Source organism: Aureimonas psammosilenae (assembly GCF_009176975.1).
GTDB lineage: Bacteria > Pseudomonadota > Alphaproteobacteria > Rhizobiales > Rhizobiaceae > Plantimonas > Plantimonas psammosilenae.
In genome coordinates, this window is the sequence record NZ_WEZG01000001.1 from 358,761 (window position 1) to 382,625 (window position 23,865).

Genomic DNA, 23,865 nt, shown 5'->3' on the forward strand with positions numbered 1-23,865 from the left:
ACACGAAGCTCATGCGGACCCATCTTGCCGCCCGCCGCCAAGTTCTGGCTTCGCTGGCCGGTCTCGGGCTCGCGCCTTTCGTCGGCGCTTGGCCGGCGCGCGCCACAGAAGGGCTGTCCTTCGACGAGCTCTATGGCAAGGTCGGCGTCCTCGGGCTCGAATTTTCAGGGAAAACGAAGGCGCTCGCCGGCCAATCCGTCACCATGCGCGGCTTCATGGCGCCGCCCTTGAAGGCGGAGGCCAAGTTCTTCGTTTTGACCGAAATCCCGATGTCGCTTTGCCCCTTCTGCTCGACCGATGCCGATTGGCCGGACAACATCGTCGTGGTGTATCTGACGCAAGCGCAGACCTTCGTTCAGGCGAACCGGCCGATCGAGGCGTCGGGGCGTTTGGAGGTCGGCTCTTGGCGCGATCCCGAGACCGGCTTCGTCAGCCTCCTTCGCATCGTGGACGCTTCCTTCGCGACCGTTTGACTGCTCGTTCCATGATCCCGCTCCATGTCGACGGCCTCGAAGTCCGCTATCCCGGCCTCGACGCGCCGGCCCTTCTGGTTCCGAGCTTGCGTCTTCAAGCCGGCGAGCGCGTCGCCGTCACGGGCGCGTCGGGTTCCGGCAAGACGACGCTTCTCAACATGCTGACGGGGCTCGACCGGGCGGCGGTCGGTCGCATCCGATGGGACGGGACGGATCTCGGCGCCCTGTCGGAGCGCGCCCGCGACCGCTGGCGGGGGGAGCATGTCGGCCTCGTGATGCAGGACTTCCATCTTTTTCCCGGCATGTCGGCCATCGACAACGTGGTCCTGCCGCAGCGCATGCAGGGGCGGCGGGCGGACAAGGCGGAAGCGGCACGTCTTCTGGGCCGGGTCGGGATCGCCCGCCACGCGCAAGGTGTCGAGACCCTGTCGCGCGGGCAGATGCAGCGCGTTGCCGTGGCGCGAGCGCTCGCCGGCCGGCCCGGCATTCTCGTCGCCGACGAGCCGACGGCGAGCCTCGACGAAGAGGCGGGCGCGGCCGTCGCCGAGCTTCTTCTGGAACTCGCCCGCGAAGCCGGCGCGACGCTGATCGTTGCCACCCACGACCGGCGATTGGTGTCGCGTCTCGACCGCGTCCTCGCGCTCGAAGGCGGGCGCATCCTCGACGGGGCGGGAGCCGCGCCATGATGAGCCTCATCCTCGCCGATCTCAGGCGTCACGCGGCGGGCGTTCTGGCGCTCGGCCTTCTGATCGCGCTCGCAAGCGCGCTCGGCCTCGCGATCAACCTCAGCGAACGGGCCGTGCGGCTCGGTAGCGCGCGGGCCGCCAGCGCCTTCGACCTCGTGGTCGGTGCGCCGGGCAGCGAAACGCAGCTCGTTCTGTCCTCCGTCTTCCTCCAGCCCGCGCCCCTGCCGCTCCTGCCGGGCCATGTTCTGGCAAGCCTTCGGGCCGACCCGCGCGTCGCCTATGCTGCCCCGGTCGGCTTCGGCGATTTCGTCGGCGACGATCCGGTGGTCGGCACGGTGGCCGAGGTCGTTTCCGGGCTCGGCCACCTCGCGGAAGGCGAGGTCTTCCAGCATCTGGACGAGGCTGTGGTCGGCGCCGGCGTCGACCGGCCCGTCGGGTCGAGGTTCCACCCCTTGCACGGTCGCGCGACCGAGGGCGGCCATTCGCACAGGGAGGTGGAATATCGTGTCGTCGGCCGCATGGCGCCGACCGGCACGCCCTGGGACAAGGCGGTTCTCGTGCCGATCCAGGCGGTGTGGCGGGCGCACCGGAAGGAGGAAAACGCGGTGCCGCCGCTTCTGGCCGCCGCCCATCGCGGAGAGGGTCACGACCACGACGATGCACCGGCAAACGCCGCTCTCGACATGGCGGCTCTCGCCGATCCCGCCGCGCCGGGCGTTCCGGCGATCCTGGTGAAGCCCAATACGATCGCCGATGCCTACAAGCTGCGCCAGCAATATCGAGGCGAGGGGACGCTGGGCGTTTTTCCCGCCGAGGTCCTGACCCGCCTCTACGGCACGCTCGGCGACGCGCGCGCGATCCTCAGCGTCGTGGCTGTCGGCGCGCAGGCGCTCGTCGGCGCGGCGATCCTTCTGACGGTGGTCGCCCATGTTCTCGGCCGGCGTCGGCAGATCGGGGCGCTGCGCGCCTTCGGCGCTCCCCGCCATGCGGTGTTTCTCACCGTCTGGCTGGAAGTCATGGCGATCGTCGGGATCGGTGTCGTCGCGGGCTTCGCGCTCGGCGCGGGCGGAGCGGCGCTTCTGGCCCGGAGCGTCGGGGCGGCGAGCGGCGTGGTCCTGCCCGTGGAATTCAGGAACGAGGACGTGTGGACGCTTTTGTCGCTTCTGACGGTCGGCAGCATCGCCGCGCTCGCGCCGGCCTCCCTCGCTTATCGGCAATCGCCGGCATCGGCCCTGCGAAATTGAGCGGGGAGGGGCCGTCGAGGCCCATCCCCTTTACTGCGGGAGGCTTCAGCGAGCCGCCGTCCAGCCCTTGTAGTCCTTGAGGTTGTCGGCCGTGATGAGCTTCGGGTCGAGAAGCACCGTCGCCTCGGCCGGCTTGTTGCCCTTCAGAACGTCGACGGCCATCTGAAGCGACTGGCCCGCCATCGTGTAGGGGTCCTGCGAGGCCGAGGCCTTGATGAGCGAGTTGCCATTCGCCAGGGTCTTCTCGATGTCCGGCGCGCCGTCGACGGCGGTGATGATGAACTCGTTCCGGCCGAGCTGCTTGGCCGCGAGTTCGGCGCCGATGGCCGTCGGATCGTTGATCGCGAAGATGCCGTCGATCTTGTCGAATCGCGTATAAAGGCCCTGCGCCACCGCCAGGCCGCCGTCGCGCGAGCCCTGGCCGTTCTGGTCGTCGGACAGGATCTTCATGTCCGGGTTCTTGGCGAGAGTGTTCTTGCAGCCCTGCACGCGGTCGATGATCGAGGACGAGGCCGGGCCGTTGATGATCACGACATTGCCCTTGGCGCCGAGCTTCTCGACGAGGTACTGGCAGGCTTCCTCGCCGGCCTTGACGTTGTTGGTCATCACGGTGACGTCGGCGCCGGGCGCGGACACGTCGAAGGCCGCGACGATGACGCCGGCTGCCTGCGCCTTCTTCACGGCCGGGGCGATGGCCTTGGCGTCGACGGCGTTCAGCATGATGATGTCGACGCCGGCGGCGATGAAGCTGTCGATCTGGCTGACCTGCTTGTTGAGGTCGTAGTCGGCCGAAACCGAGGTCACCTGGACGTTCGGGTTGATCTCCTTCGCCCGGTCCTCGATGCCCTTGATGGTCGCCACGAAGAACGGGTTGCCGAGAAGGCCGACCGAGATGCCGATCTTTTCCAGATCCTTGGCCGAGGCCGGCGCGGCTGCAAGGCCAAGGCTCAGTGCGCCGAGCGCGGTGGCGGCGATCAGCTTCGAGAACATGCGCATGGTTGGTTCACTCCTCCCGAGAAATGCGACGCTGAACGGCGTCGCCCGTATCGAACCGGCCGGAGCCGGCTAATGGTTGCCGTCAGGTCCGGTTGAGGCCCTTCAGGCGGTAGCGATCCAGCCCGACGGCGACGATGATGACGAGGCCCTTGATGATGTACTGCCAGATGTCCGACACGCCGACGAGAATGAGGCCGTTGGACAGAACGGCGATGATCAGCGCGCCGATCAGGGTGCCCCAGATGGAGCCGACGCCGCCGACGAAGCTCGTGCCCCCGAGGATCACGGCGGCGATGGCGTCGAGTTCGTAGGCCTGGCCGAGCTGCAGGCCGTTCGCCGCGTAAAGACGCGCCGCCGACATGACGCCGCCGACGCCTGCCAGAAGCCCCGACATGGAATAAACGAAGAGCAGCACCAGCGGCACCTTGATGCCGGTCAGGCGCGCGGCTTCCGCATTGCCGCCGACGGCATAGATCCAGTTGCCGAGCACCGTGCGCTTCAGGATGAACCAGGACACGAGGATCGTCAGAAGCGCGATGATGGCGAGCCACGGCACGCCGAACAGGCTGCCGTTGCCGATGAAGGCGAAGGGCAGGTCGGCGTTGAACACGGTGGTGTCGCCGCCGAGGAGCCGCGCGATGCCGCGCATGGCGGTCAAGGAGCCGAGGGTGACGATGAAGGGCGGCAGCTTCAGTCCCGCGATCACCGCGCCGTTGGCGACGCCGCAGGCGAGGCCGACGAGGATCGCCGCCGGAATGCCGAGCATGCCGATATCGGGCCAGAGCGAGACGATCACGCCGACCATGGCGGAGGCGGCGAGGATCGAGCCGACCGACAGGTCGATGCCGCCCGTCAGGATCACGAAGGTCATGCCGGCGGCCAGCACCGTGTTGATGGAAGCCTGCTGTGTGACGATCGACAGGTTGTTGACCGTCAGGAAGCGCCCGCTGAGGAAATGGAAGCCGAGGCTGAGGATGATCAGCACCGGCAGCATGCCGAGCGCCGTCAGCATGGTCCGGAAACGCGCCCGGTCCGTGGCCTTCGCGGCGGGGCCGGTCTCGGCGGTGGTCATCGGCTGGCTCCCGTGTCGAGGCTTCGTTGCGGCGCAGCCTCGGCCACCGGGCCGGTGGACAAGGCCATGATGGATTTCTGCTCGATCGGGCGTCCCGGCGCGGCCGAAACCTCGCCCGCGATATGCCCTTCGCGCATCACGATGACGCGGTCGGCGATGCCGAGGATCTCGGGCAGGTCCGAGGAAATGGCGACGATGGCGATGCCGCTCGAGGCGAGTTCGTCGATGATGCGGTAGATCTCGGATTTCGCGCCGACATCGACGCCGCGCGTCGGCTCGTCGAGAATGATGACGCGGGGCTTCGTTTCCAGAAGACGCGCCAGAAGCACCTTCTGCTGGTTGCCGCCCGACAAGGCGCCGACATTGATCTTGGTGCCCTTGGTGCGGATCGACAGGCGCTTCACCGCGTCCTCGGCCCGCTCGTTGGCCTTGGCGAAGTTGCGCACGCCCGCCGGGCCGGCGTCGCGGGCCACGACGCCCATGTTGATGTTGTCGGCGATCGACATGTCGAGAAACAGGCCGAGCCCCTTCCGGTCCTCGGTCAGATAGGCGATCCCCGCGTCGATCGCTTCGCGGGCTGAGGAAAGCGCGAGCGGCTTGCCGTCGAGTTCCACCGTGCCGCTCGTGCGCCGGTCGGCGCCGAAGACGAGGCGGGCGAGTTCGGTTCGGCCCGAGCCGACGAGCCCGGCGACGCCGAGGACCTCGCCGGCCGCGACGGCAAAGGAGCAGTCGTGGACGCGCCGCCCGTCACCGATGCCGCGCACGGACAGAACGGTCCGGCGCTCGCCGCTCGGCGCACGGTGCTCCTTCTTGTAGAAGGAGGACAGGTCGCGCCCGACCATCATGGACACGAGCTTGTCGGCGGAAAGCTCAGGTCTGTCCAGCGAGCCGACATAGGCGCCGTCGCGCAAAACGCTGACGCGGTCGGACAGACGGTAGATCTCCTCCATCCGGTGGCTGATATAGATCACGGCGATGCCCTCGGCCTTGAGGCCGGCGATCACCTCGAAGAGCCGTTCCGTTTCGCGCGTCGTCAGCGATGTCGTGGGCTCGTCCATCACGATGAGCCGGGCATTCGTGGTGAGCGCGCGGGCGATCTCGATCATCTGCCGCTCGCCGAGCGACAGGCTTTCCACCTTCGTTTCGGGCTGAAGGGAAAGTCCGAGACGCTTCAGGATGGGTTCGGCCCGCCGGCGCATCTCGCCGCGATCCACGAGGCCGAAGCGGCTCGGCTCGGCGCCCAGAAACATGTTCTGGGCGATCGAGAGATTGGGGCTCAGCGACAGTTCCTGGTAGATCACGGCGACGCCGGCCGCTTTCGACGCGATCGGATCGCCCATCACCAAGGGCTGGCCGTCGATCAGGACGTCGCCGCCCGCATCGGCGCGGTAAGCGCCGGACAGGATCTTCATCAGGGTCGATTTGCCCGCGCCGTTCTCGCCCATCAGGGCATGAACCTCGCCGGCATTGGCCGTCAGCGAAACGTTCGAAAGCGCACGCACGGGGCCGAAGGTCTTCGAGATGCCGCGCATTTCCAGGCGGGGCACGCCGCCTCCGATCGAATGGCCGCCCACGCTCATGCGAACGCTTCCTCCCCCAACGGCGATCTCACCGATTCGCCCTTCCCGTCCGTTTGGGTAGCGGAACCCTCCGTGCCCGTCGAGATGATTCCGGCTCTTCCCCAAGAGTTGTAAGCCCTTGGCGCAACTCGAAAGTGTGGAGCCTTCAGCGCTGGCCGTCCGTCCGGCTCTGCGGCGTATCGTTGGTGCCGTCGAGATCGGGCGCGTGGCCGTAGCTCATGTTCTTCATCTGCTGGATGACGCGCTCCATCTCCTCGTCGCTCAGCACCGGCGGTTCGCCGAGAACGCGCGCCTGGACGTAAAGGCGGGACAGCGTCTCGACCTCGACGGCGAGCGCCAAAGCCGAGTTCAGCGTTTTCCCGAGCGAGATCTGCCCATGCTGTCCGAGAAGGCAGGCGAGGCGGTCTTCCAGGGCTTCCAGAGCCGCGTCGGACAGGGCCTGCGTCCCGAAGGTCGCATAGCGCGAGCAGCGGATCGTAGTGCCGCCGGCCACCGCCGTCATGTAGTGGAAGCTCGGGATCGTCTGATGATGCACGGCGAGCGTCGTTGCATAGACGGAATGGCAGTGGAGCACGCAGTCGACATCCTGGCGAGCGGCAAGGATGTCGCGATGGAAGCGCCATTCCGAGGAAGGCCGCCGTTCCCCTTCGAAGGAGCCGTCGAAATACATCTGCACAAGATCGCTCGGGCGCATCCGGTCGTAGGGCAGGGAGGTCGGGGTGACGAGAAAGCCGGCGGGGTTGCGCACCGAAAGGTTGCCGGCGGTGCCCTGGTTGATCCCGGTCGCATTCATCTGGCGGCAGGTTGACACCATCTCTTCGCGAAGGGCGGCATCGTCATAGGCGCTCATCGTTTCATCTCCATGGAATGGGCACGTTCGCGCCATCGCGACGCGTAAGGGGCAAGGTCCGGCAGCTCGGACAGGTCGGGTTCTTCCAGCGCGAGCGCAGCCGGTTGATCCCGAGTTTCGTGGGATGCCAGAAGCGCCGCGCCGGTCGCCGTGCCGAAGCTGTCGTGATCCACAAGGACGCGCGCGGCGGGATTGAGCTTGGCGACGAGCGCGCCGAAGAGCGGCTCGCGCACGAAGGCGCCGTCGAGCACCACGGTTCGGACGGGCGGCAGTTCGCGTAAGGCCTCACTGGTCAGAAGCGCGGCGTAGAGCGTACCGAGAGTGAAGCGCGCGCCTGTCTCTTCCGCCAGTGGCCCTTCGATCCGGCCGCGCCGGGCGGTGCCGGGGAACAGCCCGTCATCCGCGCCGAAGGAAGGAAGCGCCATCGTGCCGCTCGCGACGATCCGGCGAAGGTCTTCCCGGCTCGCCTTGCCGCCGCCTTCGCCCGCGACGGCGGCAAATTCGCGCCCGCCCATGGTGAGGGCACCCGGAACGGGGCGGCCGAAGATATCGGCATTGCAGGAACGCCCCGGTCGCTCGTCGTCGAAATCGACCCCGCCGCGATCGCTCAAAGCCACGATCCAGGTGCCGGTGGAAACGACGGTGAAGTCTTCGAGGCCCGCCGCCTGATAGCGGTAGAAGTTCGCCGAAGAATCATGAATGCCGCAAAGAACGCGCGTGTCCGGCGACAGGCCGCAACGCCGGGCGAGGTCCGGCTTGATACGCCCCAGCGTCTCGTATGCGCGGGCAAGCGGGGGCATCAATCGCTCCCAGCCGCGCGCCGCCACGAGACGGGCCGGGCGGTTGTCGGCGCTCGACCAGATATGCGACTGCGCGGCAAGGCTCGTGACTTCCGAGGCGAGCGTGCCGCAAAGGCGGAAGGCCCAGTATTGCGGCGGGGCGACGAAGGCTCTCGCCTTGGCGAAGACATCCGGCCAGCCGCGTTCCAGCCAGAGCATCTGGCGCGCCAGATGCGCCGAGCCGAGCATCACCGCGCTGCCGCGTTCGCGATAGGAACCGGCGAGCGACGCATAGTCCGCAACGATCCCCTCCGGCGGCTCCTGCTCGTAGTCGATCATCGGCATGGCCGCGCCGCTCTCGCCCACCAGAACCCCGCCCGACCCGTGCGAGGAGGTGACGATAGCCTCGATCTCATGGCTTCGCGCAAAGCCGGCGAGCCCGTCGAGCAACCAATCCTCGATCCCATCAAGGTCGTGGTGGCGGTAGGGCGGTCGGTCGAGAACGCGGTTCGGCGTCGAGATCTCGGCGAGGATGTCGCCCCCCTTGTCGGCGACGAAGAGCTTCACATTGGTCTTGCCGACATCGAGAACCGCAACAGTGCTCATGGAGCATTGCCCCGGCGGCGCGACAAGACGAGCGGCAGCGTGCCGAGATGCGGCCGCACGGCCTGCGCCACCACGACGGCGATGAGGGTCGCGCCCCAGATGGCGAGCGTCAGGTAGTTCGACAGGCCGAACTGGTTGAAGCCCGACGAGATCACCTGGAGGATCGCGAGCGCCACCATCAGCCCGCCCACCGTGCCGAAGCCGCCGAACGGGTCGACGCCGCCCAGCACCGCCGCGAGAATGGTCACGAGGAGATAGGACTGCGCATAATCGGCGCTGGCCGAGTTGAAGATCACCAGCATCACGAGCGCCGCTCCGAAGCAGACGAGGCTCGACAGGGTATAAACGCCGACGAGAACGCGCTTGGTATCGATCGCCGAGTAGCGCGTCGCCTCCATGTTGGAGCCGATCATGTGGCAGGCGATGCCGAAGGCCGTTTTCTTCAGGATCACCCCGACGAGGATCGCCACGAGCACCATCAAAACGAAGACCATGGGCACGCCGAGGAGGCTCGAATTGCCGATGCGCGAGACTTCGGCAGGCACGCCGGACAGGGCCATACCGCGCGTGAGGTAGATGCTGATCCCGTCGATCAGCGACTTGGTGCCGAGCGTCACGAGGATCGGGTGAACGCCGGTATAGGCGACGAGCGCGCCGGTCACGAGGCCGATCGCCAAGCATAGGAGAAGCCCCGCCGCCATCGCGAGCGCCACGCCGGCAAAGACCGTGGCCGATCCCGCATCCGTCGGGATGACGGTCTGCATCACGAAGACCATCAGAAGCGCAGCCTGATTGGTGGTGGCGATGATTGCGAGATTGAGGCCGCCGGTGATGAGCGGCACGATCATCGCAAGCGACAAAAGCCCCAGAAGCGGCATCTGGAACATGAAGGACTGAAGCGTGCCGAGGCTGGCAAAGCCCGGAACCAAACTCGAGAAGCCAAGGACGAGCAGCACCAAGAGCGCCAGAAGGCCGAGATGGGCGTTGGGAATGCCGGCCTTGAGGCGCGTCATGAAATCGGCGATCGGGCCGTCCTGACTGACGAGGTGGGAGCGATCCTCAAGCATGGGCGGCCTCCCCCAGCGTGCGATGCCGCCGCCCGCGACGCGAGGACAGAACGGTCAGCGAGGTGGAGGCGAGGATCGTCAGGCCGATCACGATCTGGAAGAAGTAGGACGAGACGCCAAGAAGGTTCAGCCCGTTCTGGAGAACGGCGAGAAGCACGATGCCGAGAAGAACGCCCGGCACCGTGCCGATGCCGCCGGTCAGGCTCGCGCCGCCCAGAACCGAGGCCGACAGGACGGCGAGTTCCGTATTGGCCATGGCGTTCGGCACGCTTTCGCCGACGCGGTGCGCTTGAAGAAGGCCGGCGAGGGCTGCAAGAAAGCCGAGAAAGCCGTAGGCGACGAAATGGAGGCGGCCGATGGAGATGCCGATGCGCCGCGCCGCTTCCCCGTTGCCGCCCATGGCGTAGAGCTGGCGGCCGACCGAGCTTTTCGTCATCAGCGCCCAGGTTCCAAGGCTGACCACCGCCATCGCCACGATTGGCAGGGTGACGCGCACGAGGTCGCCCGACGCCGTTTCGTGCTCGAAGAAAGTGACGCGGGTCACCCACCATTCCGGCAGATCGTAGATTGAGCGCCCGCCGGAAAAATACATCAGAAGCGAGAAGCTGACGCTCATCATGGCGATGGTCGCGATGATGGAGGGAATGCGCGCGAAGTGGATCAACGCGGCGTTGAGGCAGCCGAGCGCCGTTCCGACGCCAAGACCGATGGCGATGACGAGCGGGGCGGGGAGACCGAGACGGGCGGCGAGAAGCGCGGCGGCATATTGCGAAACGGAGGCGGTCGCCGCGAAGGAGATGTCGATGCCGCCCGAAACAAGCACCACGAAGAGGCCCATCGCCATGATGGCCTGCACCGAATAGGTTTCCAGAAGGTCGATGACGTTGGGCAGCGTCAGGAAACCGGGCGCCGTCATCCCGAAGAACAGGACGGCGAGCGCGATCACGCCGAAAAGCCAGGCTTCCGGCCGGCGCTGGAGACGGCGCCCCCAAGCGCCGCGATGGGTCGGATCAGGCATAGATGCGCTCCTCCAGTTGCCCTTCGGTGATGCGTCCCGGCACGACCTCATCGACGATGCGCCCGGCGCGCATGTGGAGGACGCGGTCGCAGGTGGCGAAGGCCTCGCTCACTTCGTCCGAGATGACGATGACGCCGACGCCCTCGCGCGAAAGTTCCGCGACGATCTCGTAGATCCCCTGCTTGTTCTTGATGTCGACGCCGACCGTCGGGGAATCGAGAATGAGGACGCTCGGCCGCGTGGCGAGCCATTTGGCGAGAACCACGCGCTGCTGGTTGCCGCCGGACAAGGTCTGCACCGGGCGGTCGACATCGGGCACCTTCACCGCGAGCCGGCGCACCCAGTCGCGCGCGAGGCCCTGCCGACGCCGCCTGGAGATGAGCCCGAACCGGCCGGCCAGCCCCTTCATGACCGCCAGCACCATGTTGTCCTCGATGGACTGGGGCAGGATCACGCCGAGGCTGAGTCGGTCCTCCGACACATAGGCGATGCCGGCGCGCACCGCGTCGCGGTTCGAGCGCAAGGACAGGGGCTTGCCGTGAAGCTCGATCGTGCCGCCTTCCGCCCGCGTCATGCCGAAGAGCGTCAGCGCGAGTTCCGTGCGTCCCGCCCCGAGGAGCCCGACGATGCCCAGCACCTCGCCCCGGCGAAGCGTGAAATTCACATCCGCAAATTCGTGCCGGCGCGACAGGCCTTCCACCTTGAGAAGCGGCTCGGCCGCGCTCATGTCGCGGGCGGCGAGGCCATGGTCGATCTCGAGGCCGGTCATCAGATGGCCGATCCGGCGTTGATCGACTTGCGACGCGTCGAAGGTGCCGACTTTCTTTCCGTCGCGAAACACGGTGACGCGCTCGGCGATTTCCACCACCTCTTCGAGGCGGTGCGACACGAAGACGACGGCGATGCCGTCCGCCTTCAACCGCCCGACAATGCCTAAGAGCCGTACCACCTCGGCTCTCGTCAGGGAGGCCGTCGGCTCGTCCATGAAGATGAGGCGCGCCTGCCCCGCCAGCCCGCGCGCGATGGCGACGATCTGGCGCTCGGCGACGGACAGGTCGGACAGAAGGGCGGCCGGGTCGAGCGGGAAGTCGAGGCGTTTCAGGACATCCACCGCGATGCGCCGCATATGGCCGGTCCTCACCGGCTTCAGCGCGCCTTCCAGATGGCACTCCACGGCGATGTTCTCGGCAACCGAGAGGTTCGGAAAAAGCGACAGGTCCTGGAAGATCACCTGGATGCCGAGGGCCTTGGCCTTGGCCGGCGTCAAGGGCAGGACATCGACGCCCTCGATCTCGATCGTGCCTTCGCTCGGCGGGTGAACGCCCGCCACCGTCTTGATGAGGGTGGATTTGCCGCAGCCGTTCTCGCCGACGAGGCAATGGACCTCGCCGGGGCGCACGTCCCAGTCGATGTTCTCCAGCGCGCGAACGCCGCCGAAGCGCTTGGACAGGTTCGTTAATTTGAGAAAGGGAACGTCGTTCGCCATCGGCCGCCTCCCAACGTCCGAGATGAGGAACCGGCGGCCGGGTCGGGCCGCCGGCTTGAGATCAAAGCCCGAGCGCGACGAGGCGATCGATATTGGCCTTGTCGAGGGATTCCAGCTTCTGCGCCTGGATCAGCTTCTTGTCGGGGTAGACCCGCACCGGGCCGACGCCGGTGATCTCCATGTTGTCGGTCGGCTCCTTGCCGCTCGCAAGCATGGAGGCAAGTTCGACGAAGACTTCGCCCGCCGTCAGCGGGTTCCAGATGAAGCCGCCCCGGATCACGCCGGATTTGACGTAGCGCGCGCCCTGGCCGGGCGAGAAGCCGCCGATCAGGGCCACCGTCTTGGCCTTGCCGCGATCGTCGAGAACGCGCGCCGCGCCGATCGGGCCTTGGCTGCCGAAGGTCAGGATGCCCTTCAGGTCGGGATTGGCGCGAAGCTGGTCCTGCGTGGTCTTGATGCTCTCGTCGAGGCTTTCGGCCACGCCGAAGCGGTCGCCGACCATCTGCATCTTGGGATACTTCTGCTTCTGATAGGCGATGGCGGCGTCCGCCCAGGCATTGTGCAGCGGGACGGTCAGCGAGCCGACATAGGTGATGTACTTGCCTTCCTCGCCCATTTCCTTGGCGAGGAGATCCATATGGGCCTGCCCATAGGCTTCCGTGGTCGTCAGCTCGAAGTCCCAGTCCTTTTCCTTCTGGTCCGGGCCTTCATGGGCGATGACCTTGATTCCGGCGGCGCGCGCCCGGCCGAGGACAGGTTCCAGCGCGGCGGAATCGTTGGGCACGATGCCGATGACGTTCACCTTGCGCGCGATGAGGTCCTCGATGGCGCGCACCTGCTGGGCGGCGTCGGCCTGCGTCGGGCCGACCATCCAGGCGTTGACCTTGTAGGCCTCGGCGCCCTTCTTGATGCCTTCCTCCATGGCGTTGAACCACGGAATGCCGCCAGTCTTCACGACGATCCCCGCCTGCGGCTCGGCCCCTTGCGCAAAGGCCGGAGGGAGGCCGCCCATCGATAACAGGGCCACGCCAGCGCCGAGCATTCCGAGCGCGGTTCTTCTTGTGATGCTCATGCTTTTCCTCCCGTTTCCCATTATTGTCAGGCCGCCTCGTTCCTCTTCGAGGCCGCCTCCTGCCGCAGCGTCGAGCCGCGGATCTCCACGGCGCATTCGAGCCGCCGGTTCACCGGCTCGCCCGCTTCGCCCTTCATGCGTTTCACGAGAAGGCTCCAGGCCGCTTCCGCCATCGCCTCCACCGGCTGGCGCACCGCCGTCAGGCCCGGCGCAACGAGCCGCATCCATTCCATCTCGTCGAAGCTCGCATAGGCCATGTCGGCCGGGATGCTGAGACCGAGTTCGCCGACGAGGCGGTAGAGCGCGAGCGAGGTCATGTGGTCGAGCGCGAAAAGCGCATCCGGCCGTTTCTCGCCGGCCAAATGTTGGCGCAGCGCATCCGCGCCGCCATCCGCGCCGAAGCCGATCTCGGCCATCGTGAACTCCGTCGGCCCCGCCACGGACAGAACGCCTTCCCAGCGCTCGCGGACATTGCTGATGGCAAGGCTCGTGCCCACCACGAGGCAGCGGCGGATGCCGGCCTCGCCCATGTGGCGGGCGATCCTCGCCGAAGCCGGGCCGTTGTCGACCGCGACGAGGTCGTGCGCGGACACGTCGGGAATGCGGTCGGCCACCACGGTCGGAAAATGCCAGCCTTCCGGCAGGCGCGCCGTGAAGGCGCCGTCGCAGGGGATGACGATCATGCCCGCCGGCCGCCACGAGCGGATGTTCGACAGGCGGTCGGCTTCCTCCTTCGGGTCGTTACGCGAGGACACCACCACGAGATCGAAGCCGTCGAGCCGCGCGGCATGTTCCAGCGTCGACACGAAGCTCGCGAACATCGGGTTGGTGAGGTCGGGCACCACCGTGCCGACCAGCGCCGCTTTCCCGGAGCGCAGCCGCGAGGCCGCGACATCCACCACGTAGCCGAGTTCGCGCACCGCCTTTGTCACGCGCTCGGCGAAGTCCGGCGACACGCTCGCCTTGCCGTTCAGGACGTTGGAAACGGTGGCGACCGAGACGCCGGCGCGCTCGGCCACCATGCGGATGGACGGGGTCTGCGGCTTCGACACGTTCGCCCCTCCCAAGACGATTTCAGTCGGCTACGTTTTCGTGAAACGTTTTATTGGACGCTAGACACGAGCCTCCACTTTGTCAATCATGGTAGGACGGCTGCTCTACTAGGAGAATGGAGCGGCGGTGCAGCATTCCTTCGCAATCGCGAAGGTTTCGATCTTCGAACGATGGGAGGACATCATGAACAAGCTCGGAGTGCACGCCTTCGTCTGGGAAAAGGGCTGGAGCCAGGACGAGGCGGCGCGCGCAATCGATCGCTCGGCGGCGGTCGGCTACGATTTCATCGAGGCCGCCGCGCTCGACCCGTCCGTGATCGACGCGGACTACACCCGCCGCCGGCTGGAACAGGCGGGGCTCGGCATCAACTTCTCGCTCGGCCTCGACTTCGACGAGGACATCTCGTCGGGCGATCCGGAAAAACGGGCGCGGGGCAAGGCCAAGCTGGAGAACGCCGTTCGCACCTGCCGCGATTGCGGCGGCTCGATCATCGGCGGCATCCTTTATTCGGCCTTTGGGAAATACACGACGCAGCCGACCGCGCGCGGCATCGAGGAATCGGCCGAGACCCTACGGGCGGTTGCCGAGATGGCCGCCCAAAGCGACATCACGCTCGTTCTGGAAGTCGTCAACCGCTACGAGACCAACATCTGCAACACGGCCGCGCAGGGCGTGGAGATGGCCAAACTCGTCGGCGCTCCCAACGTGAAGGTGCATCTCGACGTCTACCACATGAACATCGAGGAATCGGACATCGCCAGCGCGATCGTGGATACCGGGGAGCATCTCGGCTACTTCCACACCGGCGATTCCCATCGCGGTTATCTCGGCTCCGGCTCGATCGACCTCACCGCCGTGTTCCGCGCCCTGGTGCGGGCGAAGTATCGGGGGCCGATCACTTTCGAGAGCTTTTCCTCGCGCGTCGTCGGCCAGCCACTGGAGGGCATCCTCGGCATCTGGCGCAACCTCTGGGAGGACGGGGAGGACCTCGCGTCCCACGCTCTGATGTATACTAAGGCGCAGTTGAAGGCGGCTGAGGAAGCCGAACGGCAAGCGCGCGAGCGCAGCCGCCTGCCCTTGGGCCGCGGTTGAAGGAGGTCCGGGCGACGGTTCGAAGCGTTGCCGCGCCGTTGCCCGTTCCTTTCAACCGACCGCTTTCGCCTTGAGCGATGTTCAGAACAGGATGTCGTCGAAATCGTCGTCCCCCGCCGGCGCGGGGGAGGGGGCGGGGATGGCGGAAACCGGCGCCAGCCCGAAGCATCTGGCATGCACCGCCCGCTCTTCCTCCATCGTGTAGGAAGCGGTCAGGACGCGGTCGAGCCGGGCCGCGTCGTCTTCCGGCAGGTCTTCGGCGGCAAGCTCCGCAAGACAGGCGGCGAGCGCCGCCCCGAGCGCCTGCATCATCGCGCCGCCGTCCTCCGACGCGCTCATCAGATGATGCACGTCCTCGACTTCCGGCCCGAGACCCTGCGCGGCCTCCGTGCTTTCGGCCAGCGCTGTGCGGCAGGAAGCTTCCGCATCGGACAAGAGCGTGGCCGCCGAAGTCAGCGCGGTTTCCACGGAAGATTCCGCGTTTCCGAGGGTCGGCAGGATGCGCTGCGAAAGGCTTTCCGTCACCGACGCGGCGCTTTCGATGCCGTTGCGCACCTGCTCGGCCATGTCCCGCGCCTTGGAGGCCTGTTCGCGGATGACGCCCGCGACATAGCTGATCGTTTCGTCGCCGCCATCCACATGGGCGGCACGCACGGCGGCGTTGAAGCCGGCCAGGCGAAGCTCGTATTCGAGTTCCACGAGGCGGTTCGTCAGTTCGATCAGGGATTGGGTGGCGACGACACTTCGCTCGACGCTCTCGGTCGTTTTCTCGCGAGCCTCGCGGCCGCCATGGAAGCCTTCGCGCAGGCGGCTGGCCTCGGCGTCGAGCTGTCCGAGCCCGCCCTGTCCGCTGCGCTCCGGCATCAGCCTCCCGAGCAGCGCCGTGCATCCGCCGAGCTCAGTGGCGATGCTGCCGAGATCGGCGCGGATCTTGGTTGTTCTTTCGTTGTAGACCTCCGAAAGATCCTCGATCTGCGCGATTTCCAGAAGAACGATGCGACGCCGGGCGGCCGGGCGCAGGTGCGGGGCGAGCGGTTCGCCGCCGTCGCCGAGCGTGCCGTCGGCGGCGAGGTCGGCGAAGATCGCGAGATTTCGCGCGGTATGCTCGAAGCGCTGGCGCACCATGTCATGCGCTTGAAGACCCATCACGACCTGCGCGATGGCCTGCCACAGGGCGGTGAAGGACCGCCCGGCGTCTTCGCGCTGGCGGCCGGCTTCGCGCTGCTGCGATTCGATCAGCGTCACGAGCTGCATGAAGCCGTCGATCAGCGCGGGTCCGGTCGCCTCGTCGCTCCGCCGGTCCTCGACCGTGCGGCTCCCATCGAGCTGCCCGCACAAAGCTTCCATGCGCTGATCGATGACGCGCACGACCTTTTCGCCGGAATCCACGAGTTCGTCGACATGCATGGCGAAGGGCACGAGTTCCTCGTGGCGCGAGCGCATCCGCTCCACCTGCACGCGGGCGATCAGCGCGACATAGTCCAGCGTCTTGAAGACGCCGCGCAGCGCCTTGGCGCCGACCGCCGCATCGGCGATCGCGGTTCGCAAGCCCGCAAGCGCATCGGCGCGCTCCCCCGACAGCGTCTCGATCCGTCCGGCATCGCCGGCGGCGCGGGCGAGATCCTCGCGCATCGATGCCATCCGGTCGGCCGACAGAAGCTCGGTGGAGCGGCCGATGCCGTCGCGCACCCGCGCCAAACGCCCGTGAACGCTGCGAAGCCGGCTTCCGGCATCGAGAAACACCGCCTCATCGGCTTCGATCCAGGCGGTGATGGCATTGGCGAGGCGAAGAACGTCGTGTCCGCCCGGCGAATGGCACGGCGCTTGGGCGGACGGAGCTCGTGAAGACAAGGTGGCTCCGATCATTTGGCGGTTCCCGTTCGTGCGGAATGATCGTTGGCGAAGCGCATCACTTCCCCCGCCAGAAGGGGGAGGGGGAGTTCGGTTTCCACGGCGCCGATCTTCATCGCTTCCTTGGGCATGCCGTAGACGACGCAAGTTCCTTCGTCCTGGCCGAGCGTTCGCGCCCCGGCCTGGCGCAGTTCCAGAAGGCCCTTGGCGCCGTCGTCGCCCATGCCGGTCATGATGAGCCCAAGCGCGTTCGCGCCCGCGGCCCTCGCGGCGGAGCGGAACAGGACATCCACCGACGGGCGGTGCCGGGCGACGAGCGGCCCGTCGCGCACTTCCACGCGATACTGCGCGCCCGAGCGCTGAAGCAGGAGATGCCGGTTGCCGGGCGCGATCAGCGCGAGGCCCGGCACGACGCGGTCGCCGGTTTCGGCTTCGCGCACCTCGATGCGGCACAAGCCGTCGAGACGGCGCGCGAAGGCCGTGGTGAAGCCCGCCGGCATGTGCTGCACGATCACGGTGCCCGGCGCATCGGCGGGAAGCGCTTCGAGGAGAACGCGCAGGGCCTCGGTGCCCCCGGTGGACGCGCCGATCGCCACCACCTTGTCGGTGGTGCGCTCGATGGGTCGGCCGGGCGCGGGGGGCAGCACGGCGTCGGCGGTGAGCTTGGCCTGTCCTTCCAGCGGCTTGGCGGCGCGCGGCGCGAGGCGGGCCTTGGAAGCCGCGCGCACCGCGTCGCAGATGCGTGTCTTCGCTTCGGTCAGGAACTGGGGCGTGCCGACGCGCGGCTTGGTGATGATCTCCACCGCGCCCGCTTCCAGCGCCTGGAGGGCCATCTTGGAGCCGGCTTCGGCCAGCGACGAGCAGATCACCACCGGGATCGGCCGCTGGCTCATCAGCTTGGTGACGAAGGTGATGCCGTCCATGCGCGGCATCTCGATGTCGCAGATGATGACGTCCGGCAGTTCCTCTCGCATCCGCTCGGCGGCGAAGAAGGGGTTGGACGCGGTGCCCATGACTTCGAGGTCGGGCTCCTGGGACACGATGTCCGACAGGATGGTGCGAACGCTCGCCGAGTCGTCCACGATCAGAACGCGCAGGGGCTTCATAGCGGGGCCTCGACGCGCTCGTGGATGTTGCTGCGAAGGAGCTTCAACGGCAGGTGCTTGGTGCGCAGGGCTTCCGAGTGCCCGAGAACCAGAAGGCCGCCCGGCCGCAGATGCCGGCAAAGCTTCTCCACCACCTCGACCTGGGTCTGGGGATCGAAATAGATGAGAACGTTGCGGCAGAAGATGATGTCCATCACCCGGCCGGGCATGTAGCGCTCGTGCATCAAATTGATCTGCCCGATCCGCACGCGCTGGCGAAGCGGCCGGCAGACCTCGGCCCGCCCGCCTTTCAACGGCCGCAGATATTGCTGGCGAAGCGTCGTGGGGACCGGCTGGATGTCCTCTTCGCTGTAGATCCCCTCGCGCACCGCTTCCAGCATTCGAACGGAAATGTCGGTTGCCAACACCGACCAGTCGAAGAGCCTGCCGCCTTCGGACGCGGCGTCCGCGATCATCGCGAGGCTGTAGGCTTCCTGACCGCTCGACGCGGCCGCCGACCAGATGTTCAGCGATCGGTCGGAAGCTTCGGCGAGGCGACGAAGCTCAGCGCCCGTCAGGTGGTCGAAATGCGGGGCCTCGCGAAAGAACGAGGTCTGGTTCGTCACCACGCAGTCGGTGAAGGCCTGCAACTCGTCGGCTCTGCCGCCGGGCGTGCGTAGCAAGCGCACATAGCTGGCGAAGTCGTCGAGGCCGTTGGCCGCCAGACGCCGGCGCAGCCGCGTTTCCAGCATCGTGCGCTTGGCCGCCGACATGGTGATGCCGCAGGTTTCCCGAACGATCTCGATGAGCGTTCTGAGGCTGTCCGCGTCCAGGATAGCGCCGGATGCGGCGGGCACCGGGTGAACGGGACGGTTCGGGTGGATCGCGGAGGTGGGAGCGAGAGTCATCGCGTCCGTTCGCTGGCATTGACGAGAAGGGTGGCGGCCGGTCAGGCCGCCGGGCGATCCGAAACCGCGTCCGGAGCGAAAAGGCGCGGGATGTCGAGAAGGGTCAGGAAGTCCCCGTCGCGTCGTCCGATGCCGGTCATGAAGTCGCTGTTCCAGCTTTCGCCGAAACGCGGCGCGTCCTCGATCCCGGTCTCGTCGATGTCGGCGACCTCGAACACGGCGTCGGCGATCACCGCCAGCGTCCGCCGGCCTTCGGCCTCGTCGAATTCCAGCACCACGATGCGGCTGTCGGTGGTCGGCTCGCCGGCCCGGCCGACGGACATGCGCAGCTTGTGCTTCAAGTCCACCACCGGAACGCCGATGCCGCGCACGTCGATCATGCCCAGAAGCGTTTCGGGCGCGTTGGCGAGCGGGGCGATGGGCTTGTGGTCGAGCACTTCGCGCACATGAAGAACGCGGATGCCGAAGGCCTGTTTTCCCAGACGGAAGGTCAGGACCTCCTGCGTGCCGTTTTCCTCCGGCGTAAGCTCGCCGGAGGAGGGGAGGGGTGATCCGAGGCTCAAGCGCTCATCCTTTCGAAGCCGCCATTGCTCGCGTCCTTGGCGGAAAGGTCGAAGTCGAAGCCGTCCTTCGCGGGGGCGGGGGCGGGGGCGGGGGCAGCGGGGCGCTTCAGTGCCGGCTGCTTCTTGGCGACCGGGCGGGAGGCGGCGAAGCGGTCGACCCGTGCCTGCAACGCGTGGACCCCTTTCGATGCGGCGGCAGGCGTCGACATGACGGTGGCCGGGGAAGCGTCGAGGCGGAAATAAGCGGCGCGTTCGTTCAAGCGCCCAGCTTCGGCCGAAAGCTGTTCGGCGGTGGCCGACATCTCGTTGGCGGCCGAGGCGTTCTGCTGCGTCACCTGGTCGAGCTGCTGGATCGCCTGATTGATCTGTTCGGCGCCGGCATTCTGTTCGCGGCAGGCGGCCGAGATCTCGCTGACGAGTTCGGCCGTGCGCTGGATGTCCGGCACGAGCTGTTCCAGCATCCGGCCGGCTTCCTCGGAGATCTGAAGCGTCGAGGAAGACAGCTCGCCGATCTCGGCGGCGGCGGTCTGCGAGCGCTCCGCGAGCTTCCTGACTTCCGAGGCGACGACGGCAAAGCCCTTACCGTGCTGGCCGGCGCGCGCCGCCTCGATCGCGGCGTTGAGCGCGAGGAGGTCGGTTTGACGGGCGATCTCCTGCACGATGCGGATCTTGTCGGCGATGGTGCGCATCGCTTCCACGGAATTGGCCACCGCCCGGCCGCTCTTGTCGGCGTTAAGCGAGGCCTGTCCGGCGATCTTCTCCGTGGTGGTGGCGTTCTCGGAGTTCTGGCGGATGTTGGCGGCCATCTCCTCCATGGCGGAGGAGGCCTGTTCCGTCGCGGCCGCCTGCTCGGTCGAGCCCTGGCTGAGCTGCTCGGCGGTGGCGGAGGACTGCTGCGAGCCGGACGCCACCTGCGAAGAGGAATTGGCGACGTCGCCGACGATCTCGCGCAAGCGCAGCGTCATCGTGTTCATGGCACGCTGGAGATCGCCGATCTCGTCGCGGGTTTTGGCATCGACGGTCTGCGTCAGGTCGCCGGCGCCGATATCCTCGGCGAGCTTCACCGAACGGTTGAGGCCGCGCGAAATCGACAAGGACATCCAGAGCGCGGCGGCGAGCCCCATGGCGATGGCGCCGACGACGATCGCGATCAGCATGTTGCGGGCGGAGGCGTAGTTCGCCTGCGTTTGGGCGAGGAAGCCGTTCGCAGTCCCGTTCGCCCGGTCCTTCAGCGCGTCCAGCCGGGTGGAAACCTTGCCCGATTCGGGCGCCAGCACGGTATAGATGTAGTTCGAGGCCTCGGCGGTGGCGTTCTCGACGGCGATGTCGGTGAAACCGCGGAGCGTCTTGAAGAGCGCCGTCCAGTCGCCTTCGAGCCGCGCGATAAGGTCCAGTGGCGCGCCAGGCGTCTTGCGCAGCGTTTCCAACGTTGCGCGGAACGATTGGTCGGCGCCGTTCAGGCTGTCGCTCGCCGCGCCGATCTTCGCCGGTTCGCCGAGATCCACGGCGGAAACCATGGCCAGCCGCGCGGCATAGGCGTTGCTGCCGAGCGACGCGACCGCGTCACCGAGGATCTCGTTCGTCGCAGGGCTGGACTGGATATCGTCGAGTTCGTTGATCTCCTTCAGCAACTGGGCGAAGGGAGCTTCCGTGGCGTTCAAGGCCTTGTCGGCCAGTTCGGTATCGGCCATCGAGGCCATCGCGAAAGCTTTGTCGGTCATTGTCCGGAAGTTGTCGATCATCGGCTTGAGATCGGCGATGTCGCGCTGCTCGTCCGGCGTCATGCTGCGCAGAAGGTTTGAGACCGACTCGTCGATCAGCGTCCAGGAGGCATCGTAGTCGGCCTTGAGCGGGGCCCGCGCGGCGTCGCTGTTTGCGGCCAGAGCCCGCAGGATGCCGCGCCGGACGTTCATCACTTCGCCGTCGACGGTCTGGACGGCCTGAACCTGCGCGAAGGGCCGCGCGGCGAAGGCCTCCATATCGGCGTTGCTCTGACCAAGGCTCGAGATGCCGAGATAGCCGGCGGTGCCGAGAAGGGCGAGAACGGCTCCAAACGAGCCTATCAGCTTGGTCTTGATGGTTAGACGCATGGGTTCACGCTTCTCGTCCTTTGCCGGGAAACCGGTCTCGTGGAAGGGATGCCGGTTCCGCGTCCTTGCCGCGAAACCGGGATGGGTTCAGAGGGTATTCCAGTCCGTCAGGCGCTCATCTTCTCGAAGCCGCCGTCGGCGTCGTCGTTGCCGAGATCCAGGGCGAAGCCGCCCTTGGCTGCGGGCTTGGGCGCGGTGGCGAGCTTCTTCGGGGCGGTCTTCGCCGAGACGACCGGGCGAGTGGCGGCGAAGCCACCGACCCGAGCCTGGAGCGAGTGCACGTCCCGCTCCGGCGCGGCGGCGCGACGGGGCGGGGTGGCACGGAGCGCCGTTTCCTCGCCGGTGCGGAAGAAGGCGACGCGATCCCGCAGGCGCCCGGCCTCGGCCGACAGTTGCTCGGCGGTAGCGGCCATCTCGTTGGCGGCCGAAGCATTCTGCTGCGTCACCTGATCGAGCTGCTGCACGGAAGCGTTGGTCTGCTGCGTCACCTGGTCGAGCTGCTGGATCGCCTGGTTGATCTGCTCGGCGCCGGCATTCTGCTCGCGGCAGGCGGCCGAGATTTCACCCACCAGCTCCGAGGTGCGCTGGATATCGGGCACGAGCTGTTCCAGCATCCGGCCCGCTTCCTCGGAGATCTGGAGCGTCGAGGTGGAAAGCTCGCCGATCTCCGTTGCCGCCGTTTGCGAGCGCTCGGCGAGCTTCCTGACTTCCGAGGCGACGACGGCAAAGCCCTTGCCGTGCTGGCCGGCGCGCGCCGCCTCGATCGCCGCGTTCAAGGCCAGAAGATCGGTCTGGCGGGCGATTTCCTGCACGATGCGGATCTTGTCGGCGATGGTGCGCATGGCGTCCACGGAGTTCGCCACCGCCCGGCCGCTCTTCTCGGCGTTGAGCGAGGCTTGGCCGGCGATCTTCTCCGTGGTGGTGGCGTTTTCCGCGTTCTGGCGGATGTTCGCGGCCATTTCCTCCATCGCCGAGGAGGCCTGTTCCGTGGCCGCCGCCTGCTCGGACGCGCCCTGCCCAAGCTGTTCGGTGGTGGCGGCCTGTTCCGCCGCGCCCTGGCCGAGTTGCTCGGCGGTCGCCGCCGACTGCTGCGAGCCCGCTGCGACCTGTTCGGCCGAGGTGACGACATCGCCGACGATCTCGCGCAGGCGAACCGTCATCGTGTTCATGGCGCGCTGGAGATCGCCGATTTCGTCATGGCCCCTGGCATCGACGGTCTGCGTCAGGTCGCCGGCGCCGATATCCTCGGCGAGCTTCACCGAACGGTTGAGGCCGCGCGAAATCGACAGAGACATCCAGAGGGCGGCGGCGATCCCCATGGCGATGGCGCCGATAACGAGGGCGATCAGCATGTTGCGCGTCGTCTCGTAGCTGCGGTTGGCGTCGGCCACGAAGCCCTCGGCGGCGCGGTTCGCGAGCCCGCCGAGCTCATCGAGCTTGGCCGAGACCTTGTCGGCCATCGGGTTCTGGCGGTTGGTGAGGAGGTCGGTGGCCTTGGCGGTCCAGTTGGCGACGCCGAGGTCGGCCTTCGGGCGAAGCGCCGAGAAGAGGGCGCTCCACTCGCTCCGCAACTGTTCCGCCGGGCCGGCGAAGCGGAGCCCAAGCGCGGCGAGTTCGCCGAGCTTGGCTCCGATGCGCTCGTTGATCGCGTTCAGCTCGTTGCTGGCCGCTACGATGTCGGCGTCCTGTGAATAGGAGATCGCCGCCAGGGTCGCGACCTTGGCATTGGAGGACCAGGTGCTGATCTGGTCCATCGCGAGTCGGGCCTTCAGGGCGTTCTCGCCGGGCTCGGTCGCGAACTGTCCGGCCAAAGCGTCGATGCTCTTCTGGAACTGCCCCGCGGGAACCCGGCTTGTGACCAGCGCAGTTTCGGCAAGGCTCGCATCGGCATTGGCGCCGGCCGCGAAGGTGTCGTCCGAAATCGTCCTCAGATCGGCCAGCATCGCGGGAAGTTCGGCTATCGCCGCCCGGCTCGCGTCGTCGGCGCTCGCCCTCATCCGCTCGGTATTGGCGTCGATCTGCTTCCAGGCATCGTCATAGCCGGCCTTCAAGGGGGCCAGCAGAACCGGGTCGGAAGTGAAGAGCGTCGCCATCAGGCTGCGGCGGATCACCTGCATCGCCGTCTGACTTTCCTTGGCGGCCGCGACCTGCACGAAGGGGCGCGCGGCGAAATCCGCCATCATGCCGTTGCTTTGCGAAAGGCTCGCGATGCCGAAATATCCGGCCGTGCCGAGAAGCGCGAGGACGGCCCCGAAGGAGCCCAGCAGCTTTGTCTTGATGGTCATGCGCATGGG

Annotated in this window: 20 protein-coding genes; 4 read left to right on the plus strand and 16 right to left on the minus strand. The window is 67.1% G+C overall.

Features of this window, described 5'->3' with window-relative positions:
- Nucleotides 1-11: 11 nt before the first annotated feature.
- From F9929_RS01640 to F9929_RS01650, 3 genes are read left to right on the plus strand one after another with little or no spacing between them, the layout of a single operon-like run.
- Nucleotides 12-473, plus strand: a complete 462-nt coding sequence (locus F9929_RS01640; RefSeq protein WP_152044779.1) for a hypothetical protein — start codon at nucleotides 12-14, stop codon at nucleotides 471-473.
- 11 nt (nucleotides 474-484) lie between these two features.
- Entirely contained in the window at nucleotides 485-1,159 is a 675-nt protein-coding gene (locus tag F9929_RS01645) for an ABC transporter ATP-binding protein (protein WP_152044780.1), read from the plus strand.
- Nucleotides 1,156-2,403, plus strand: coding sequence for an ABC transporter permease (locus tag F9929_RS01650; RefSeq protein ID WP_152044781.1), 1,248 nt, complete (start codon nucleotides 1,156-1,158; stop codon nucleotides 2,401-2,403). Before F9929_RS01645 ends, F9929_RS01650 begins: the two co-directional genes overlap by 4 nt.
- Nucleotides 2,404-2,448: 45 nt before the next feature.
- Here F9929_RS01650 and F9929_RS01655 read toward each other — a convergent pair whose 3' ends face one another.
- The 10 genes from F9929_RS01655 to F9929_RS01700 form a co-directional block, all read right to left on the minus strand.
- A complete protein-coding gene (locus tag F9929_RS01655; protein ID WP_152044782.1) occupies nucleotides 2,449-3,399 on the minus strand; it encodes an ABC transporter substrate-binding protein in 951 nt (316 codons plus the stop codon).
- An 82-nt stretch (nucleotides 3,400-3,481) separates the two neighbouring features.
- Nucleotides 3,482-4,471 (minus strand): ABC transporter permease subunit, encoded by a 990-nt coding sequence (locus F9929_RS01660; protein ID WP_152044783.1) that lies wholly within the window; start codon nucleotides 4,469-4,471, stop codon nucleotides 3,482-3,484.
- Complete coding sequence (locus F9929_RS01665; RefSeq protein ID WP_152044784.1) at nucleotides 4,468-6,051, minus strand: sugar ABC transporter ATP-binding protein; 1,584 nt, start codon at nucleotides 6,049-6,051, stop codon at nucleotides 4,468-4,470. The genes F9929_RS01660 and F9929_RS01665 overlap by 4 nt, the downstream gene beginning before the upstream one ends.
- A 145-nt stretch (nucleotides 6,052-6,196) precedes the next feature.
- Nucleotides 6,197-6,901, minus strand: coding sequence for a class II aldolase/adducin family protein (locus tag F9929_RS01670; RefSeq protein ID WP_152044785.1), 705 nt, complete (start codon nucleotides 6,899-6,901; stop codon nucleotides 6,197-6,199).
- Entirely contained in the window at nucleotides 6,898-8,286 is a 1,389-nt protein-coding gene (locus F9929_RS01675) for an FGGY-family carbohydrate kinase (RefSeq protein WP_152044786.1), read from the minus strand. Before F9929_RS01675 ends, F9929_RS01670 begins: the two co-directional genes overlap by 4 nt.
- Nucleotides 8,283-9,353, minus strand: a complete 1,071-nt coding sequence (locus tag F9929_RS01680) for an ABC transporter permease (protein ID WP_235918942.1) — start codon at nucleotides 9,351-9,353, stop codon at nucleotides 8,283-8,285. The genes F9929_RS01675 and F9929_RS01680 overlap by 4 nt, the downstream gene beginning before the upstream one ends.
- On the minus strand, nucleotides 9,346-10,371 hold the full coding sequence (locus F9929_RS01685) for an ABC transporter permease (RefSeq protein ID WP_152044787.1): 1,026 nt from the start codon (nucleotides 10,369-10,371) through the stop codon (nucleotides 9,346-9,348). The genes F9929_RS01680 and F9929_RS01685 overlap by 8 nt, the downstream gene beginning before the upstream one ends.
- Nucleotides 10,364-11,857 carry a sugar ABC transporter ATP-binding protein gene (locus tag F9929_RS01690; RefSeq protein WP_152044788.1) on the minus strand — a complete coding sequence of 498 codons (1,494 nt, stop codon included), beginning with the start codon at nucleotides 11,855-11,857 and terminating at the stop codon, nucleotides 10,364-10,366. Before F9929_RS01690 ends, F9929_RS01685 begins: the two co-directional genes overlap by 8 nt.
- 61 nt (nucleotides 11,858-11,918) lie before the next feature.
- Nucleotides 11,919-12,929 carry a substrate-binding domain-containing protein gene (locus F9929_RS01695; RefSeq protein ID WP_152044789.1) on the minus strand — a complete coding sequence of 337 codons (1,011 nt, stop codon included), beginning with the start codon at nucleotides 12,927-12,929 and terminating at the stop codon, nucleotides 11,919-11,921.
- A gap of 26 nt (nucleotides 12,930-12,955) precedes the next feature.
- Nucleotides 12,956-13,981 carry a LacI family DNA-binding transcriptional regulator gene (locus tag F9929_RS01700; protein WP_235918944.1) on the minus strand — a complete coding sequence of 342 codons (1,026 nt, stop codon included), beginning with the start codon at nucleotides 13,979-13,981 and terminating at the stop codon, nucleotides 12,956-12,958.
- A gap of 184 nt (nucleotides 13,982-14,165) precedes the next feature.
- On the opposite strand from F9929_RS01700, the gene F9929_RS01705 reads away from it, so the two are divergent.
- Complete coding sequence (locus F9929_RS01705) at nucleotides 14,166-15,074, plus strand: sugar phosphate isomerase/epimerase family protein (RefSeq protein WP_152044790.1); 909 nt, start codon at nucleotides 14,166-14,168, stop codon at nucleotides 15,072-15,074.
- Between the two features lie 81 nt (nucleotides 15,075-15,155).
- Here the strand turns inward: F9929_RS01705 and F9929_RS01710 are convergent, their stop codons facing one another.
- From F9929_RS01710 to F9929_RS01735, 6 genes are all read right to left on the minus strand, one after another.
- Nucleotides 15,156-16,940: a hypothetical protein gene (locus F9929_RS01710; RefSeq protein WP_152044791.1), complete on the minus strand. Its 1,785-nt coding sequence runs from the start codon at nucleotides 16,938-16,940 to the stop codon at nucleotides 15,156-15,158.
- Nucleotides 16,937-18,031, minus strand: a complete 1,095-nt coding sequence (locus tag F9929_RS01715) for a protein-glutamate methylesterase/protein-glutamine glutaminase (protein ID WP_152044792.1) — start codon at nucleotides 18,029-18,031, stop codon at nucleotides 16,937-16,939. The genes F9929_RS01710 and F9929_RS01715 overlap by 4 nt, the downstream gene beginning before the upstream one ends.
- Complete coding sequence (locus F9929_RS01720) at nucleotides 18,028-18,918, minus strand: CheR family methyltransferase (protein ID WP_152044793.1); 891 nt, start codon at nucleotides 18,916-18,918, stop codon at nucleotides 18,028-18,030. The genes F9929_RS01715 and F9929_RS01720 overlap by 4 nt, the downstream gene beginning before the upstream one ends.
- A gap of 41 nt (nucleotides 18,919-18,959) precedes the next feature.
- Nucleotides 18,960-19,481 carry a chemotaxis protein CheW gene (locus F9929_RS01725; RefSeq protein WP_235918946.1) on the minus strand — a complete coding sequence of 174 codons (522 nt, stop codon included), beginning with the start codon at nucleotides 19,479-19,481 and terminating at the stop codon, nucleotides 18,960-18,962.
- Complete coding sequence (locus F9929_RS01730; RefSeq protein ID WP_152044794.1) at nucleotides 19,478-21,571, minus strand: HAMP domain-containing methyl-accepting chemotaxis protein; 2,094 nt, start codon at nucleotides 21,569-21,571, stop codon at nucleotides 19,478-19,480. Before F9929_RS01730 ends, F9929_RS01725 begins: the two co-directional genes overlap by 4 nt.
- Before the next feature lie 107 nt (nucleotides 21,572-21,678).
- The gene (locus F9929_RS01735; protein ID WP_193227569.1) at nucleotides 21,679-23,856 is read right to left on the minus strand and encodes a HAMP domain-containing methyl-accepting chemotaxis protein; all 2,178 of its coding nucleotides are present in this window, start codon (nucleotides 23,854-23,856) and stop codon (nucleotides 21,679-21,681) included.
- Between the last annotated feature and the right edge of the window lie 9 nt (nucleotides 23,857-23,865).